17 protein-coding genes are annotated in these 18,375 nt (G+C 49.2%); 5 read left to right on the top strand and 12 right to left on the bottom strand.

Annotated features, from left to right (window positions below):
* Nucleotides 1-42: 42 nt before the first annotated feature.
* Complete coding sequence (locus ABIC15_RS13090; RefSeq protein ID WP_012371713.1) at nt 43-219, bottom strand: YycC family protein; 177 nt, start codon at nt 217-219, stop codon at nt 43-45.
* A 115-nt stretch (nt 220-334) separates the two neighbouring features.
* Between ABIC15_RS13090 and ABIC15_RS13085 the strand changes: the two genes are divergently transcribed.
* From ABIC15_RS13085 to ABIC15_RS13075, 3 genes are all read left to right on the top strand, one after another.
* Nucleotides 335-1,129 carry a hypothetical protein gene (locus ABIC15_RS13085; protein ID WP_148206650.1) on the top strand — a complete coding sequence of 265 codons (795 nt, stop codon included), beginning with the start codon at nt 335-337 and terminating at the stop codon, nt 1,127-1,129.
* 62 nt (nt 1,130-1,191) lie between these two features.
* Nucleotides 1,192-3,297 (top strand): MMPL family transporter, encoded by a 2,106-nt coding sequence (locus ABIC15_RS13080; RefSeq protein ID WP_354020899.1) that lies wholly within the window; start codon nt 1,192-1,194, stop codon nt 3,295-3,297.
* A gap of 103 nt (nt 3,298-3,400) precedes the next feature.
* Nucleotides 3,401-4,516 (top strand): NADH-dependent flavin oxidoreductase, encoded by a 1,116-nt coding sequence (locus ABIC15_RS13075; RefSeq protein WP_354020898.1) that lies wholly within the window; start codon nt 3,401-3,403, stop codon nt 4,514-4,516.
* Nucleotides 4,517-4,566: 50 nt separating this feature from the next.
* Here ABIC15_RS13075 and ABIC15_RS13070 read toward each other — a convergent pair whose 3' ends face one another.
* From ABIC15_RS13070 to ABIC15_RS13030, 9 genes are all read right to left on the bottom strand, one after another.
* Nucleotides 4,567-5,139, bottom strand: coding sequence for a 3'-5' exonuclease (locus tag ABIC15_RS13070; protein ID WP_012371709.1), 573 nt, complete (start codon nt 5,137-5,139; stop codon nt 4,567-4,569).
* 110 nt (nt 5,140-5,249) lie between these two features.
* Entirely contained in the window at nt 5,250-6,647 is a 1,398-nt protein-coding gene (locus ABIC15_RS13065; RefSeq protein ID WP_214850029.1) for an MATE family efflux transporter, read from the bottom strand.
* 159 nt (nt 6,648-6,806) lie between these two features.
* A complete protein-coding gene (locus ABIC15_RS13060) occupies nt 6,807-7,886 on the bottom strand; it encodes a site-2 protease family protein (protein ID WP_012371707.1) in 1,080 nt (359 codons plus the stop codon).
* 79 nt (nt 7,887-7,965) lie between these two features.
* On the bottom strand, nt 7,966-9,231 hold the full coding sequence (locus ABIC15_RS13055; protein ID WP_354020897.1) for a sensor histidine kinase: 1,266 nt from the start codon (nt 9,229-9,231) through the stop codon (nt 7,966-7,968).
* Nucleotides 9,228-9,911: a response regulator transcription factor gene (locus tag ABIC15_RS13050; RefSeq protein ID WP_354020896.1), complete on the bottom strand. Its 684-nt coding sequence runs from the start codon at nt 9,909-9,911 to the stop codon at nt 9,228-9,230. The genes ABIC15_RS13055 and ABIC15_RS13050 overlap by 4 nt, the downstream gene beginning before the upstream one ends.
* Nucleotides 9,912-9,922: 11 nt before the next feature.
* On the bottom strand, nt 9,923-10,801 hold the full coding sequence (locus ABIC15_RS13045) for a hypothetical protein (RefSeq protein ID WP_354020895.1): 879 nt from the start codon (nt 10,799-10,801) through the stop codon (nt 9,923-9,925).
* Nucleotides 10,802-10,900: 99 nt separating this feature from the next.
* A complete protein-coding gene (locus ABIC15_RS13040) occupies nt 10,901-11,452 on the bottom strand; it encodes a maltose acetyltransferase domain-containing protein (RefSeq protein WP_354020894.1) in 552 nt (183 codons plus the stop codon).
* A gap of 121 nt (nt 11,453-11,573) precedes the next feature.
* Nucleotides 11,574-12,458, bottom strand: coding sequence for an SDR family oxidoreductase (locus tag ABIC15_RS13035; RefSeq protein ID WP_114596612.1), 885 nt, complete (start codon nt 12,456-12,458; stop codon nt 11,574-11,576).
* Between the two features lie 227 nt (nt 12,459-12,685).
* Complete coding sequence (locus tag ABIC15_RS13030) at nt 12,686-14,038, bottom strand: FAD-dependent oxidoreductase (protein WP_354020893.1); 1,353 nt, start codon at nt 14,036-14,038, stop codon at nt 12,686-12,688.
* A gap of 419 nt (nt 14,039-14,457) precedes the next feature.
* Between ABIC15_RS13030 and ABIC15_RS13025 the strand changes: the two genes are divergently transcribed.
* Together ABIC15_RS13025 and ABIC15_RS13020 are read left to right on the top strand one after the other, a co-directional pair.
* Entirely contained in the window at nt 14,458-15,072 is a 615-nt protein-coding gene (locus ABIC15_RS13025) for a YitT family protein (protein ID WP_354020892.1), read from the top strand.
* A gap of 84 nt (nt 15,073-15,156) precedes the next feature.
* Nucleotides 15,157-15,717 carry a GNAT family N-acetyltransferase gene (locus ABIC15_RS13020; RefSeq protein ID WP_354020891.1) on the top strand — a complete coding sequence of 187 codons (561 nt, stop codon included), beginning with the start codon at nt 15,157-15,159 and terminating at the stop codon, nt 15,715-15,717.
* Between the two features lie 361 nt (nt 15,718-16,078).
* Here ABIC15_RS13020 and ABIC15_RS13015 read toward each other — a convergent pair whose 3' ends face one another.
* Both ABIC15_RS13015 and ABIC15_RS13010 read right to left on the bottom strand, forming a co-directional pair.
* On the bottom strand, nt 16,079-17,461 hold the full coding sequence (locus tag ABIC15_RS13015) for a hypothetical protein (protein ID WP_354020890.1): 1,383 nt from the start codon (nt 17,459-17,461) through the stop codon (nt 16,079-16,081).
* Nucleotides 17,458-18,375: an FTR1 family iron permease gene (locus ABIC15_RS13010; RefSeq protein ID WP_012371697.1), complete on the bottom strand. Its 918-nt coding sequence runs from the start codon at nt 18,373-18,375 to the stop codon at nt 17,458-17,460. Before ABIC15_RS13010 ends, ABIC15_RS13015 begins: the two co-directional genes overlap by 4 nt.

The following is an 18,375-nucleotide window of genomic DNA, read 5'->3' as shown; positions in this document are numbered from 1 at the left end:
TTCTTTTATGCGGCCAGCGCACGAAAGAAGGGCATATTTGTATCATTTGTCTTCTGAAGATGTATCATCCGCAGAAGAAGAGTCGGATTGTTCCGCTTCTAATTCGACCAGTTTTTGTATTAAAATATGCCGCGGCATATGCATTAACTGTTCGAGCGGCACATTGAGACGTTTCGAAAGTTCAACAGCTGTATCAGCAGACAGTTGTAGGGGTTTCATTGTGTGTAGACCTCCTTTTTGTTTCCTTTAAGTATACAGGACATGCTCTTCGAGCGCATCGACAGTAGCTAGAAATGAAGAAGGTTGATACCGTAGGGAGTAGGAAGTGATGCGTATGTATAAACCAGCCGCTGAGCTGTTGTTCCATGAATCTGTTTCACTTTTTGACCGATTCGGTGATGATCTGGTTTTATACCGGGATCAAGGCGGATTTACAAAATGTGATTTGGATTTGAGAATACGGTGGGAGACAGCATGTGCGTATGTTCCGTTTACCTGGTTCTTTGAACCGGACGGATACCGTGTGTTCATCGTTTTTGAAGAAACTTCATTGTTTGGTTTACTCGATTTAAGAGACGGACGTCTCCAATATATGAATCGTCCCAGCCACTTTGCGGACGCTTGGTTCAGTAATCTTTATGAATGGCGAGGCGAACAAATTTTTATGTATTCGGCTGAAACCGATGTCGTACGTTATGATTTTGAAAAACAGGAAGGAACTTTTTCGGATTATGACGAAGCTCCTTTATTAGGACGTTTGATTGAACGGGGATATGACCCGCAGTATGCGTTTGAACGTCTGCTGGCACCGGGAACGATGATTTCCTATGATGTGAATCAAGCGCGTTATGTCATTTGGGATGCGTTTACGGAACAGGAACAATTGATTCCGTTTTCCGAGTACGATGATTATTTGCTGGTCGACAGCCGGGAACATCTGTTTTCTGTAACGGATGCCAATCGATTTTATCTGTACGAAAAAGAGCAACTGAAATTTAAATTTGATGGATGCCAGTCATCTATCCTGTTAAAGACGATCTTACTGGATGAATCGGCGCAACGACTGGCCATCGTCTCGACGTCGGCAAATTTCGGAAATACGTGGCTCCAAATTTTTCAGAAGACGTAAACACATCCTTTGTCGCAGCAGGCGAAGGATGTGTTTCTTGTATACAGGGAGGAAGATGACAGATGGAACGTTTTGGTCGATACGTAGTCCGTTTTCGAAAAGGCATCAGCGTGACTTGGGTGGTATTGTTGCTGATCCTCGGTTATTTTGCAGTGCAGCTGCCGGATCAGCTGAAAGGAAACGGCTTTACGCGGGACGGGGAATTTCAACAAGTCGAACGCACGTTAGAAAAGGAATTTAAGCAGGATCCTCACCAAATTATCGTGTTGTTTGAAGGGGAAAAAGAAAGCATCCGGCAGGAAATGGAACGCCACGTCAAAGCGTTTCGGACGATTCAAGGTGTCGGACAGGTCGTCGGTCCGCAGGAAAATCCAGAAGCATTCAAAGACGGGAAAGGATATGTCTCGATCGGGATACCGGACATTGATTCCTCTTGGGTCAAGACAGTACAACAAAAACTCGATCCGCAGGACGGCAGTACGATTCGACTGACAGGGGAGCCGTTGATCGTTGACGATTTGAATACAGCGTCCAAAAATGATTTGGTCCGTGCTGAATTGATTGGCGTCCCGGCAGCCTTACTGGTCCTGTTTCTCGTTTTCGGTACACCGCTCGCGGCTATCTTGCCGCTCATCATGGGACTCGTCACATTCATCTTCGGGGCCGGAACACTGTATTTCATCGCCGGACAACAGGAATTATCCATCTTTGTCTTAAATGCCGTAGCGATGATTTCACTTGCCCTCGGAATTGATTTTTCCCTGCTGTATGTCAATCGGTTCCGGGAAGAACGGACAGCCGGACGATCGATTACGGAAGCGGCGGAAGTTTCGGTGGCGACGGCCGGACGATCCATTTTATTTTCCGGAATTTGTGTTTTTGTCGGATTGGCGGGATTACTTGTCATTGACGTCGACGTCTTTCAAGCAGTTGCGATCGGAACATTGGTCTCGGTGCTTGGTGCTGTCATCAGCGCCGTAACCTTACTTCCGGCTTTGCTGGCATTACTGGGCGGGAGTTTGGAAAAGGGCCGGATTTTCAAAGCGGATTCGGAGCAGGGAGAAGTCAGGTGGCGTAAGCTCGCCCGGTTCGTCATGAAACGTCCGGTCGCCATTACCATCTTTTCACTTCTATTGCTGTTGCCGTGTTTAATTCCGTTGCGTGATTTGGAACTGAACATTCCGCAAGCGAGTGCTTTGCCGGAAGATTATGAATCGCGCCTTGCCTTTGAAGCGTGGGAAAAAACCTTCGGGGACGACGGAACGGATGCCGTTGTCTTGCTGAAAGCTGATTTTCAAACAGAACAGGGTGTCGAAAAACTGGAAGCATTGACGACACGTCTCGAAGCAGACGCCGGAGTCAGCAGCGTCATCTCAGCGATGTCACTGGCGGAAGCGAACGGACAGAGCGTGACTCAGATTGCCGCAAGTGAACAAGGGAAACAACAGTTAGCATCGTTGATTGCGTTTGATTCAGGAATTGCCCGGGTTAACGTCAAGTTGACGGGAGATCCGGGAGACAAGAGTTCACAAAAATGGGTCCGTGAAGTACGGGACCAGGGCTATCAGGTCGGAGGACCGGCGGCCTTCAATCAGGAAATTTATGATGAAATCTACTCGAAGATGCCGCTCGCGTTAGGTCTTGTCTTACTTGCCACATTCATCATCCTGTTGTTTGCATTCCAGTCGATCTTGATCCCGATCAAAGCGATTTTGATGAATCTGCTCAGCCTCGGTGCCACATTCGGGTTGCTTGTCATTTTGTTTGAGTCCGGTTGGGTGTTCCCGGCCGAGACAATTGGTATTTTAACACCGGTCTTCATCTTCTCGCTGGTGTTTGGTCTGTCGATGGATTACGAAGTGTTTCTCGTCTCACGGATGGAAGAATACTACGATGAGACCGGAGATAATGATCTCGCGACGGAAATGGGACTGGCGAAGACAAGTAAAATCATCACTTCAGCCGCCTTAATCATGATTGTCGTCACCGGGGCCTTTGCCTTTACCGGCGTCAGTCCGATCAAGCAACTTGGTGCCGGAATTGCGCTTGCGATCTTCATTGATGCGACGATCGTCCGCATGTTCCTCGTTCCGGCGCTGATGAAGCTGTTCGGACACTGGAACTGGTGGTGGCCGGGCGGGCGGCGGAAACGGAAGTACCGGATCTAATCAGCGTTCAGAACATCAGTGAAGCACATCATTAGTCATTTAAAGCAGAGCGGGCGTATACTGACGATATTCAAGTTAAGATTTCAGAGGAGGATATGCTTCAATGGCTAATGAAAAGATGTTTGATACGTTTACACTTCCAAACGGAGTGACCCTTAAAAACCGGATTATGATGGCGCCGATGACGAACTACGCGGCAGAAGAAAACGGTGAAGTTTCAGAAGCGGAGCTTGCCTATTACGCAGCACGTTCAGGTGGAGTCGGTACAGTCATCACAGCATGTGCTAACGTCACAGCAGACGGTCAAGGATTCCCGAATGAGTTTGGCGCGGAGCGCGACGAATTGGTTCCGAGCCTGAAACGTCTCGCGACAACAATCCAAGATCAAGGCGCAAAAGCGATTCTGCAAATTTTCCACGCGGGTCGTATGGCACCACCGGAACTCGTCGGCGGACAAACCGTCAGCGCAAGTGCAGTAGCACCAGAACGTGAAGGCGCAATGACACCACGTGCACTGGAAGCAGCAGAAGTCGAAGCGATCATCGAAGCGTTCGGTCAAGCGACACGCCGGGCAATGGAAGCCGGATTTGATGGAGTGGAGATTCATGGTGCGAACACGTACTTAATTCAACAATTCGTTTCTCCGCATTCGAACCGTCGTGAGGACAAATGGGGCGGCAGTCTTGAAAAACGTCTTGCTTTCCCACTAGCCGTCGTCGATGCGGTCGAAGCCGTTGCAAAACAAGATCCTTCGTTCATCGTCGGTTACCGTTTCTCACCGGAAGAAGTTGAAAATCCGGGAATTACACTCGACGATACGATGCAACTCGTTGATGCACTTGCGAAAAAAGATCTCGACTACCTGCACGTTTCTGTGATGGACTTCTTTGCCGGATCAATTCGTGATCAAAACGAAACACGTTCGCCAATCAGCTTAGTTCAAGAGCGTGTCGGTCAACAGGTTCCAGTTATCGGTGTCGGTTCACTCCATACACCGGAAGAAGTCGAGCGTTCGCTTGAAGTCGTGCCACTCGTCGCCCTAGGCCGTGAGTTAATCATGGAACCGAAATGGGTCGAAAAAGTCGAAGCTGGTGAAACGGAATCGATCCGGACAGAACTCGATCCGTCGGCACAGGCGGAACTCGTCGTACCGGATGCACTATGGCAGGGAATCACGAGCCGTCCAGGCTGGTTCCCGATTAAACAAACAACGAAATAAGAAATACGAAAAGGAGCCACTCAGAATTTTGAGTGGCTCCTTTTTTAGCATCAGTAAGCGACTTCACCCATCCGAACGCCACAAAAACGGTGTAGTTCGACCGGATGTTCGATATTCGTCCGGTCAAACATATCCTGCAGTAATAAAGCACAGATGTAGGCATCTTCTTTCGCATCATGGTGCTTAAACGAAACATTTAAAAATTCCGCCATCGTATTTAACTTATGGTTCGGTAACCATGGATACAGCTTGCGTGACAGTTTAACCGTACAGCCATATTGAAACGTCGGCATTTGATATAAGTCATATTTTTGAACGGCTTTTTGGAGCGCTCCCATATCAAAAGCCGCATTATGGGCAATGACAAGTTCGGCCTTCTCGATTAACTTAAACAATCCGTGTGCTTCCATTGCTTCCGGTAAGGCCGGTGCATCCCAGACGTCACTCGGGCGAATGCCGTGGACACGGATGTTGCCGGCATCAAAATCTTCTTCCGGATTAATCAGAACCTGCTCGCTCGTCACGACGCGTCCTTCGGATAAAACAGACCAGCCGAAGGCACAGATGCTGCGGCTGTTTCGGTTCGCGGTTTCAAAATCAATCGCTAAGGTATAAGGTGGCATGTCATCTCTCCTTTTTAAACAGCATACCGTATTTTGATTTAGAATGCATGTTCGTCTTTTTATTTTAACCAAAAAGTCCGTCTGCCTTTAAGACAGAACGGACTTTTTGGTTATTTGGCTTGTGCCGCTTTTTCCTGTTCTTCCGGTGCTGCATACTCATCCGGCTTAAAGAGCATGATCCGGTCACGGTAGGCAAAGACAACTGCCGTTAAAACCGCCATCAAATCGGCGATCGGAAAGGCGAACCAAACTCCTTGTACGCCGAAGAACATCGGTAAGATCAGAACGAGCGGAATCGTATATAAGGTCTGCCGTGATAGCGACAGGAACAGGGCGATCCGTGCCTTGGCGAGCGATTGATACATACCGTTGACAATCATCTGAATGCCATACACGAATGAAATGGCGAATAAAATCCGCATCGCAGTCGAACCTTCGTTAAGTAACGTCGCGTCTTCCGTAAACATCCCGACCCAAAAACGGGGAAACAGCTGAATCAACAGCCATAGGGTGATGGATAACGTCAAGCCGTAACGAATGGCCAGTTTGATGGCTTGTGACATCCGGTCAAACTGTTTCGATCCGAAATTATACCCGACAATCGGTTGCATGCCTTGGACGATGCCCATGATCGGCATTCCGACGAGTGCCATGAACTTATTGATGACGGCAAAGGTTGCGAGTTCTGTCGTACCACCGTAACGGACGAGCATATGATTGACGGTGATGAACAAAATCGACTGTGATACTTGCATGATAAAAGAAGAAGAGCCGATTTGTCCCATCCGGCCGACCAGTTTCGGATCAAACCGGAACGCTTCCCGGTCAAGGACTAGACTCGTCTTTTTTGATTTCGTAAAAAAGAATCGGAAAATCAGGACGGATCCGACGATTTGCGCAACAACTGTCCCGAGAGCGGCACCTTGAATGCCCCAGTCGAGTCCGAAAATAAACAGCGGAGTCAGGACGATGTTGATCGCGACCGTCGTCAGCATGACCCGCATTTGATAACTGGCCCGTCCTTCTGCCCGAAGCATGGCACTGGAAGCCATCGTCAACATGAAGAACGGGGAACCGAGTAACAGGACCCGGAGGAAATCAATGCTGTACGGCATGATTTCCGGCGTCGCACCGAACACTCGTAACAACGGTTCGACGAAGATGAAGGCCGTGATAATCGCAAGCATACTGACGACGAAAACGGTCATCAGGACATTCGCATAGGCTCTGCTAGCACCGGCCAGATTTTTTTGACCGAGCCGCTGAGAAGCAATGGCTGCACCGCCGATACCAACCGAATTCGAAATCGCCATCAAGACAAGCTGGACGGGAAAAGCGATACCGACAGCAGCGACGGCAACCGTTCCGATTCCCTGGGCGACAAAAATCGTGTCGACGATATTGTACAGGGCGGTCACGAGCATCCCGATCATCGCCGGGAGCGACAGGCCGATCAGGAGTTTATTGATGGGTGCTTCTCCCAAACGTGCCGTATTTTTATTCATCATCAGGAGAGCCTCCTTTTTTTCAAAACAGGGACATAGATTTTTATTCAGATTAGTCGCTTCCCCGGACGGATGCAAGTAATCGAATCAAGCAATGTGCAAAACGATTAAAAGACACTCCGGATATGAACGACGGAGTGTCTGTTTAAATGTCGCGACCGCTTAGGATGGCGTCGGAAGATATCCTTTTGAGTATTCAAATGCAATGAAGAGAATCGCACCGAGAGCCAGGTAAGCAAACAGCGTAATCGTCTGTTGTTTCTTTGGCATCTGATGGTATTCAACTGATTTTTCAGCCTCGAGTAACGGTTCAATCCGTTGGTCAAGTCGACGGATCAAAGCATCATAATCATTGGCCGAGTCATATTGATAGCGGAGCAACTCATCGGCGGCACTTTTTGCGTCTTCCGGACTGGCGCTCCGTAAATCCTGGAGGTCGTGCCGGAGTGACCAGGCAATCGGATCATAAGTGGAAACCGTTGTGTCGTCCGTTTCATCAATCATTTCGTCCGAACCGGTTTCTGTTGCGGTCGCGTGTTCCTGCTCGACTTTCGCCTGCAGAACACGGCTGCGGGCTGCCCGGTATAACATCAGAACCGATTTGTTGTTCTCATATTGTTTAGCGAACTGATATCGTTTCCAGACTGCACTTCCGCCAAGGAAAGCAATCAACAACAGAATAATGCTGAAATGGGTGATACCGTAGGCAATCAAGGCCGCGAGACCGGCGATCCAGACGACAATCGGCAGACCGGCTAAAATCCGTCCGCCGTCAAGCGGGCTGACCGGCAGCAGATTAAACAGGTTCAGCAAGGCACCCAAGTGGAAGATGACAAGCCAAAAATCGTTTCCGGTCACCGCATATCCGATTAAAAGCGGAATGAGGGAAAGTAATCCGGCAAACGGTCCACCGTAAGCCAAAATCGCTTCTTGTTTCGGTGTCCGGAATGTATCCTTGATTCCGATGACAGCTCCCATGAACGGCACAAAGATGGCCGGTCCTGTCTTGAAGCCTAGCCGTTTGGCGGCTGCGAGATGCCCCATTTCGTGAATGAACAACAGATACAATAAGCCGACGCCAAACCAGACGCCGAAAATTTGTGCGTAAAACAATAACGAAATTCCGAACGAGATTAACGTTCCGCCAAATTTAGAGAATTTTAAGAGAGCGAGCAGCACTTTACCTTTTGAGAGCAGAAATGCTCCGGCGACGGCTAAGCCTCCCCAACGTTTTTTAGCCATTGTTCATAACCTTCTTTCCTCATCTGACTCTTGTCTCTAGTGTACGCCAAAAGACGAGGGAAGGTTTCATTCCGAGTGTTCAGCGACAGGTGATGTAAAAACAGCTGCCGCCGTCCGGGCGGGCCTCACTGCCGACCGACAGCTGATGATGTTCCGCCAAAGCGGCCGCAATCGACAGACCCAGACCGCTGCCGGACCGGTCACGTGCTTCATCGAGCCGGTAAAACCGATCAAACAAACGAGCGCGCTGCGCGTCAGATAAGTGGGTGCCGCGGTCCAGGACCTCAAGCCGGTCCGGTCGGAGACGGATTTCCGGATCTTTAGCGTATTTGATCGCATTATCGATGAAAATCGTCAAAATCCGGACGAGTGCCTCGTGATTGGCCGTAACGGTACCGGTCGCATCCACGGGAATCGTGATGGCATAGGCATGGTGCATCCGGTCCGCGACCTCGGCGCCGAGCTGTTTCAAATCGATGGTTTCTGTCGTCGTTTCGCCGTAGCCGAGCCGTGATAATTCGAGCATCGGTTCAATCAGTCCACTCCGCATCGTATGCGTTTCGTTCAGAATATTGCTGATGGATTCTTCAAGGACGTCAGGATTTGTTTTACCCCAGCGTTTCAGGAGCTTTGCATACCCTTCGATGACGGTCAGTGGTGTCTTCATCTCATGTGAAACATCGGCGACGAACTGCCGTTGCTGTTCCATTGTTTGATCGACACGGCCGATCATCCGGTTAAAGACTTTTCCGAGTTGTCCGATTTCATCATTTTGCTGTTCCGGAACAGTTTCAAGTGTGCCGGAGTCGGAAATCCGTTCCATCGTCTGACCGAGTTGACGGAGTGGATGCAACGTTTGATAGGCGATGAAAAAACTGCTGAGAAAGGCAATGATGACGGCGGCGATCAGGACGATCGAAAAGGCGAAAATCAGCGTCGAGACCGTATCATCCACCGTATCGTCTTCAAACAGATACGCCTGATCTTGATGGACGACGCCAAACCAGTCACCGGATTTGAACGGTTCGTCGCGGGTCGTCGGGATACCGGGAAGATCGCGTGCCCGGACATCACCGTTGACAGTAGCGAAATCATCCTCCTCTTCATCGTTCGCGATGACCCAGCGTCCGTCACTCCGCGACAGGACGACGGAATCTTCATGAAGTGTCAATAACGCCCGGGTCGTCGAATCATCCTCCATCAGTTCTTCCGCTTGTTCGAGTTGCGTGAAGCGGGATTCGATCAAATGATCACGGACGACATACGTGACGACTAAAAAAGACAACAGCAATAAAAGGGTCGTGAACAATGTGACGGATAAGGCGAGTTTCGTCCGCAACTTCATCCTTTCTCCTCCCTCAAAACATAACCGATTCCCCGAACCGTCTGAATGAGGGGAGACTGGCTACGGTCCATTTTTTTGCGTAAATACCGGATGTAGACATCGACGATATTCGTTTCTCCGAAATAATCATAACCCCAAACCCGATTGAGGATTTGCTCACGGGTCAAGACATGTTCCTTGTTTTCCATCAGATAAGACAACAAATCGAATTCGCGTGGTGTCAAATCAAGCGGGACGTCGTTACGAAATGCTTCATGCCGGTCTAAATCCAGTAAGACATCGGCATAATGAAGTTGATTGGTTTCGACCGCAGCCTGTGTCGTCAAGCGGAGTAAGCCCCGGATTCGGGCCAACAATTCTTCGATTTCAAACGGTTTCGTCACATAATCATTGGCTCCGAGATCAAGACCGGCAACCTTGTCATACACTTCGCCCCGTGCCGTCAATAAGATGACGGGAACCGGATTACCTTTTCCGCGAAGCCGCCGAAGCACCTCGAAGCCGCTGAGCTCCGGCATCATCACGTCAAGTAAGACGAGATCGATGTCAGTCTCAGCAGCTACTAAGCCATCTTTACCGTTGAAGGCGACCTGCGTCGCGTATCCGGCATGGTTTAATTCCAGTTCGAGCAATCGGGCGATTTTCGAATCGTCCTCGACGATTAAGATGGTCGGTGCCATAGACTTCCTCCTTACGACTGTTCGTCGATTTCTGTCACTTGCTTAGATCCGTTCAACTCCAGTTCGACTTGTGAACCAACCTGTACATCATTATCCTGTTCCATGTTTTGCGCACGTTCAAACGTCACGTTTTTATCGTTTTGTTCAATGACGACTTGTGTGTCCGTCACACGGACCAATGCACCGCGGATGTCTTGATCTTCCGCTGCAGCATCTTCTTGGCGGTCATCGTTCCGGTCGAGCTCCCGGACAAGACCGTCTGCATTCAATTCCAGTTTAACGCGATCGCCAGCTTGTGTCTGTTCAAGTTCGGCCTGCTCGCTGAAGCGGTACGCTTGATTGGAACCGTTTTGCGTCAAGACGATTTGTTCATTGGACAACTCTTTGACGACACCGGTGACTTCATTGCGGTCATTGTCGGATGAATCGTTATCTCGACCATCCCGGTCATCATTCCGATCATCTTCCCGTTCGAGTTCCCGGACAAGACCGTCCTGATTGAGTTCAAGTTTAATCCAATCGCCGGCCGTAGCTTGTTCGATTTCAGCGGATGAAGCGAACGAATAGGATTGATCCGATCCGTTACGGGTGATCGTTACAGAATTGTCGGTTACTTCTTTTAACGTTCCTTCCATTTCCTGATCATCATCCTGGAATGCACTTGGAAGCGACTGTTTGACGTTACCTGAAACTTTTGTTGAGGCCGCTTCGACTTTCTGTTCCACTTGTTCTGATATCGTAACCGTTGAATTGACGAGCGAGTGTCCCGGACCGGTGAACAGTAGGAAGGCACCTGCCCCTGTCAAAACGGTTCCTGTGATAGCAATCGAAGCGAGCCCTCGTTTTACAATATTCTTTTTAGGTTTGTCCGTACGTTTTTCGTTTGTCATGATAATTCCTCCTCTGTAGTGTTAGCTGCTTTTCTTATTCTTAGAATAGCGACCGTACGTGAGAGGAGACTGAGGATTAGATTAAAATTTGATGAGAATTCAAATCGGTTTGATGAAACGGGCCGGATTCCCGCCAACGACAGTGTTTGGAGCGACATCTTTGACGACGACACTTCCGGCTGCGATGACAGCATTGTCACCGATCGTTACACCCGGTGCGATGACGGCACGTCCACCGATCCAGACGTTATCCCCGATGACGACCGGTTTTCCGAATTCGTAACCGCTGTTGCGTTCGACCGGATCGAGCGGATGCGTCGCTGTATAGATGTGGACACCTGGAGCGAGCATACAGTTGTCGCCGATCGTAATCGGACAAATGTCGAGCAGCACACAATCGTAATTGGCATAAAACCGTGCGCCGAATGTAATGTTGTAGCCGTAATCACATTTAAAAGACGGTTCGATGTAAAAATCGGTCTGCTCGATTTGGAACAGTTCCTGCAGGAGCGACTTTCGGGCAGGTAACTCGTTGATGCTGAGTTGATTAAATTGATGACAAAGCATCTGAGCCCGCTTTCGATCAGCGACCAGTTCCGCGTCACCGGCTAAATACAATTGACCTTGAATCATTTTTTCTTTTTCCGTCATGTGAATCATCTCCTGTCATATGTATACCTTCATTAGACTAAACCGGGCAGGGAGAAGCAACTCATAACCAAAAAGCAGCTTTGATGTCGCCATCAAAGCTGCCTGGTTGAAAAAAATTGAATTAAGCGAGTTCGATTCCGCCTGTGACACCATAAATTTGAGCTGTTACATAACTGGCGTCATCCGAAGCGAGGAAGACATAGACGCTCGACAGTTCTACCGGTTGGCCGCTCCGTTTAAGCGGTGTTTCCTGTCCGAATTCCGGAATGTTTTCGCTTGGTTGACCACCTGAGATTTGCAATGGTGTCCAGATTGGACCCGGTGCGACCGAGTTGACGCGGATGCCTTTTGGCGCGACTTGTTTCGCAAGTCCGCGCGTGAAGCCGTTGATGGCAAATTTTGTTGACGCGTAATCGAGTAAGTTCGCACTTGGGTTGTAGCCTTGAACCGAAGTCGTCGTAATGATGGAAGCCCCTTCTTTTAATAACGGAAGGGCAGCTTTAACGACCCAAAACAGTGAAAAGACGTTGATTTCATATGTTTTGCGGAGTTGTTCCGTCGACAGGTCCATGATGTCCTCGACAGCTTGTTGTTTACCGGCGACGAGTGCCAAAATATCAATTCCGCCAAGAGATTCGTGTGCTTCTTTGACGAGTTGTTGACAGAATGTTTCGTCACTGAGGTCACCGGCAAGTAAGTATGCCTTTTGACCGGCTGCTTCGACGAGTGCTTTGACTTCTTCCGCGTCTTGCTGCTCTTCCGGAAGATAATTGAGGAACACATCGGCACCTTCACGGGCATAAGCGATGGCAGCGGCGCGACCGATTCCGGAATCGCCTCCTGTGATCAAAGCTTTTTTGCCTTTTAATTTACCGGATCCTTTGTAGCTTTCTTCACCACAATCGGGAACGGGTTCCATTTTTGCCTGGACAGCCGGCGCCTCCTGATATTGTTTCGGGAAGTCATCATTGAAATATTGTGTAAGTGGATTGTTAGACTGTGACATGAACTGATTCCTCCTGTGATAGTGGTTTCGTTTGCATAAGAAGTATGTTCCCTGTCACTTCACGTCTAAACGTCAATTGATTAACCGAGTGAAGTTTTTAGCAGCTGTGGAAGGAGACCGGGCAAAGAAGCCGCAACAGATTATCGGAATTGATTAGATGAAAAATAAAAAAATCGGAATCCACGGATGTGGACTCCGATTTGAAGAGAGAAGGGGAAGGTGATGTATTAAACGCGTTCCGATGTCAGCTCATTCATGCCTTGTAAAGCTGCTTGGTTCAGCAGGTTCCATGGTTTGTTGTAATGCGGTTGGAAGAAGAAGTCGACAAACGCCAATTCTTCGAGCGTCATGTCGTTTTGAATGGCCACCGATAATGTATTCATGGCTTGTGTCAAATCAACTTTTGAGATGATTTGCGCTCCGACAAGACGGTGAGTCGTTGTTTCATAAACGAGTTTCAATTGGACATTTTCAGCTGTCGGCATAAACTCAGGACGGTAGGCATCCTGAACCGTCGTGCTCGCTACTTCCAAACCGAAGAATGGCGCGGCATCTTCCGTCAGACCGGTTGACGCGATATTCAAGTCGTATAACCGCAGACCGGATGTTCCTTGCGTTCCTTGATAACGGATTGTCGGAGCAAGCAGGTTTTTCCCGACGAGTGTTCCCATACGGACGGCATTCGTTGCAAGTGGAATATACGCATGTGTCCGGGCCGGATTGTAGTAGACGGCGCAGCTGTCGCCGGCGGCAAAGATGTTCGGATTACTTGTCCGCATATAGTCGTCGACGATGATGGCACCGTTCGGTAACATGTCGATTTGTCCTTTTAACAGTTCCGTGCTTGGTCGGAAACCAACACAGAGAATGACGAGATCTGTTTCAAACGTTCCTTTATCCGTGACGACTTGTGTGACGTTTCCGTCAACACCGGTAAAGCTTTGAACAGTCTGGTTCAGTTCTAAACGAATGCCGCGATCCGTCAATTCGTTTTCAATGATGTCGGTGAAGGAACGATCCAGGTATTTATTTAAAATTCGGTCAGCGCTGTCGATGAACGTGACTTCTTTACCGTAGGCTTCAAACGCTTCGACCAGTTCAGCACCGATGTAGCCGGCACCGACGACTGTAATCCGCTTTGCATCTGTCGCTTTTTTAATGATTGTTTGTGCATGGTGATAGTTTTTACAGAGCTCGATTTGATTGAGTTCAATCCCCGGTAACATCGGGATGATCGGCCATGAACCCGTCGTCATGATCAATTTATCGTACGTATCATAAACGGTTTCACCCGTTACGAGGTTTTTGGCAACAATCGTTTGATTCGTGCTGTCGATTTCGAGAACATCATGTTTTAAGCGCATGTTTGCACCAAGCTCAGCCAGTTCATCCGGTGAAGAATAAAACAGCGACTCAGCATGCTCGACGACGCCACCGACGTGAAGCGCGATGCCGCAAGAGAGGAAAGAGACGTTATCGTTTCGTTCGTAAACGGTGATATCCAATTGCTCGTGCTGTGAAGTTAATTCTTTAACTGCTGCTGTTCCTGCGTGTGTACAACCGATGACTGCTACTTTCATGAGTAAAGTCCCCTTTTTGTTTTGTTTGTGATAAAAATCACATTCATTTGATATCCTTAGTGTATTACTTCACAAAGTCGTTTTCAAGTACTTTGTTCACTATTGAGCATAGATTTGTCTAAAATGTGAAATGGTGAACAAAAGACAAGTCTCCTGTATCGTTTATGTCAAAAACGTGTAAAACTGTTTCAGTTTCTGAAGTTCGGGTTATAATAAGAAAGACAAAACGTGAAAGGGTGGAAACCGATGGATACCGAGAGGACCGATCATCTATTCAGCTTACCTGATTTTTAGCAGCGCCAATCTTCATTGAACAGGAAGGTAATGGCTTGAAAAAAATCAGGGAGAGCGAAAATAGATGAATACCCAAACGGGACAATTACATCCTCTCCCATGGAAGATACGGGAGAGGACAACACATGAAACGAATTATGACCATCTTGGCCGGAACGCTGCTTATGGCGTTCGGCTACTATACCTTGAATGAACAGTTTGGTTTGGCGGAAGGCGGATTTATCGGCTTATCGTTGCTCGGACGCTACTTTTTTGACATCAATCCATCGATTTCGATGATTGTGCTCGATATTCCGTTTTTTATCGGAGCACTCTATTTTAAAGGCAAATGCTTTGTCGGTGAAGCATTGATCTCAGCCGGCGCGTTGTCGCTATTTTATGAAATGTGGTACCGGTTGGATCTGTTTCATTTTCCGGAGCAGGCTTGGCCGGCAACCTTGATTGCAGCAATCGCAAGCGGGATCGTGACCGGATACGGTCTCGGACTTGTCTTAAAAAGCGGTGCTGCAACAGGCGGCGACGATCTGTTGTCGATGGGACTCAGTAAGCTGACCGGCTTATCAATCGGGACGATTTTATTTGGTCTTGACGCTATCGTCATTCTGATTTCACTCGTCTACTTGCCGTTGAGCTTAACATTGTATACCTTACTTGCCGTCGCGATTGCAGGACGTGTCGTCTCGGTCATGACACGTGAACCGGTGACTGCACCGGCTGCTGCGGTAGCTGAACTGAAATGAAATGAACAAAATCTCTTCTGATATCAGAAGGGATTTTGTTTTACGATAAAGTAGAGTAAGAGGCAGAAGAAGGGAGAGTAATCAATGATCAGACAAGCAACGGAAAAGGATGCGGAACAAATCGCACCGTTAATTGAACAGGCAATTCATGAAATTGCGGAGACGTTGACCGGAACACAGGAGAAGGAATTAATTTTGGAGAGGCTCGCGTGGTTTGTCACGCAAACGGGAAACCGGTTAAGCCACGAAAACATTCTCGTTAAGGAACTGGACGGACGTGTCGTCGGTATTGTCATCACCTATGCAGGATTTGACGCGGCACGGTTGGATGAGCCGATCAAACGTCAGCTTCGCGAGTGGACAGGACGGGATGTGCAGATTGACCAGGAAACGGAAGGGGATGTCTATTATCTCGACACCTTATCCGTTGATGCAGCGTACGGGGGAAAAGGGATCGGATCCGAACTGTTACAGGCAGCGGCGGACGAAGGTGAACGGCGTGGGTTACGGGCCTTTACGTTAAATGCCGACCAGACAAATGCTGGTGCACAACGTTTATACCGACGTCTCGGGTTCGTCCCGGTTAAGACACTCGCAATCAGCGGCGGGCAATTTGATTATATGGAAAGACCGTATTCAACTTGAATGACGAAGGAAGTACTTGGAATTCGTTTGAAGAATCGTTGATACGCAGACAAGACTTCGCTTTCCGCGGGCGAAACGTGAGCCTGCGCGACTTACGGGTCTCACCTGTTCCGCTTTTCCCGCAGGAGACTTCGTCTTGTCTGCTTCTCAACGATGGTGTCTTTTAAAGCAGTATGATTTTAAATAGAATATCTTAAAACAGATGAAGATTCTTTGACCGTGACTCCTACGGGAAAAGTGCGTTTTAGCGCACGTCAGAGTCAAGCAAGACCCGGCTCCTTGACCACAAGTCAAGAAGTCGCGGCTTGCGACTCGCCCGAGGAAAGCACGGAAAAAAAGAATCTTTTATCTCTGGCTATTTTTAATTAAATGAAGTTTTATACAACCTTGCCTCTGCATCCTCCGGTTCAAATCGGGGATCACTCGTAAAACGGAAAACTTCCGTTGCTTCAATCGATACGTTCGCTGCCTGTAACCGGTCGAGCAAGCGTCCGGTCAGATAGACCTCCCGTGATTTTGGTTCAGCCCGCCATTTGCTGACGGAGCCGATCGGAACGATGGTGGCGTCAGGTCGTTTCATTAAAAACTGCCGATCCTCTTCATCCGTAAAGACTGTTGCTGACACCGGTAAATCGGCGACGGCTTCTGCCAGCTGAAGTGTTGCCGGTTCAGTATGGGCTTGTCGATACAAGGCTATACTGCCGATTATGAGCTGAAGACATAAAAACGGAACAAGCCAACGGACTGACAGTCGGCGGACGAGCAGAATGACGAGCAGCAGGATAAGCGGTAATGTATGCCGCGGCTTATCGATGTTTTGTGCGAACCAGACCCACAGGAAATAGCCGGTTCCGGTCACGGACCACCAAAGTGGAAGCGGACGGATCCGCTGAGCGCACAAGAATAAAACAGAAGCGAGACCGAGCCATGTCGCAAATCCGAATCCGTGCCAAAAGATTTGTTTCAGTGTTAACCCAAGCCGTTCGAGCAGCGAGGCATCATCCGTTTGCGCCGTGCCTCCCCAGTCCGAGAAATGACCCGTCACGAAACTGAGCGATAATTGGGCGAAGGACGCCGGTCCACCGACGGAGAATGCCACCGGTAACAACCAGGCGAGTTGAGCCAGCGACAAAACGGCGATTTCTGACACCCATTGCCACGGATCGCGCCGGACCTGCCAGAGTAAAAACAAGAGGATAATTCCGAACGGTGCATAGGATAACCGGGTCGCCATCAACAGACCAAACAAGAGGTACGGTAAAAGACGGAAATGCCCCTGTCGTGCGCGTTCGACACTCCACACGAACCAACAAAGAACACCAAGGGCGAGACCATCCGACATCCCGGTTGCGGACAAGACGACAAGGGAAGCCGTCGACACGACCGTAAAAGCAGCCAGCAGACGAACCGTATCGAATCGTCGGCGTTTGAACAGTAGGTACAGCGGAACCAGTCCGCTCGTGAAGCCAAGCATCGAGACGATTCCAAGGGCACGAACCGGATCGACACCAAGCCGGGCGAGACCGGTCGCAAGCAAGATGAAAAACGGGTACCCGGGGAAATGTGGCTGTAAATTCGCCAAGTCATACTGTCCGACAGCAAGCGTGAAATTCGCGATATCGTAACTCGCAACATAAGGGCTGACGAATGCGAGACGGATGCCGGTAAAGCCGAGCATCATCAGGCAAACGATGAAAAAAAGCGATCGTCCACGTCGTTGTGGATGACCGCTCTGAACCGTCAAGAAACCTCCTGCAGTTTCTTGGCGGTTTTTGACGTCCGATTTTGACGCGTCAGCATGAAACCAGCGAAAGCAAAGTATCCCCACCAGGCGATGACTTGTTCCAGGGATGGATTGTGGCTGTAGCCGAACATCGCACCCATAAACGTCCCGATTTGTCCGCTGATCAAGGTCGTATTGCCCGTGTCTCGCAAATACTGGACTTGATCGATGTAGTGTTCCGGCATAAAAGCGACGATATTGTAAAGTGCAGCCGGTGTTCCATCCGCATTCGTCAACAGACTGCCGAGCAAACCAAGATCCTGGAACCGGCCGATCGTTTGCACAAGCATTCCGGCCGCGATGAACAAAATCAAGACGCCAGTTACTTGGAAAAAGCGTTTGACGGGAATCTTCATCGTTCCGGAAACGAACAGGTAACCGAAAATCAAGGCGAGCAGAAGACCGGAGACAGCACCGTAGCTCGTTAGGACTTTTTCGATTTCACCGCCGGAAATCGCGGCGAAAAAGAATACCGTTTCGATCCCTTCCCGGACGATGACGAGGAAGGAATGGACGATCATCGTGATCGCACTGCCGGTTGAAACAGCGGCTGCGACCTTCGCCTGGGAGGCCTGCTGATTTTCTTTCGCTTCCTTGCCCATCCACAGGACCATGTGCGTCAGGAGGAAGACGGAGATAATCATGATACCGAGACGCAGATACGTATCGCTGCCGAAGCTTGCGAAACTCGTAAAGACGACCTGGAACAAGAAGGCGACACCCAGGCTCGCGAGTAGCGCAAGACCCACGCCGGCATAAACCCATTTTTTATATTGTGGTGCATTGAGCCGATCGAGATAACCGAGAATCAAGCCGACGATCAGGACGGCTTCAAGACATTCGCGAAGGGTGATTAAAAACGCCTGAAAATCCAT

Source organism: Exiguobacterium sp. PvP048, from assembly GCF_040549175.1.
Classification (GTDB): domain Bacteria; phylum Bacillota; class Bacilli; order Exiguobacteriales; family Exiguobacteriaceae; genus Exiguobacterium_A; species Exiguobacterium_A artemiae.
The sequence above is the reverse complement of the archived record's forward strand: the minus strand, read 5'-3'. Positions and strand labels throughout refer to the sequence as shown.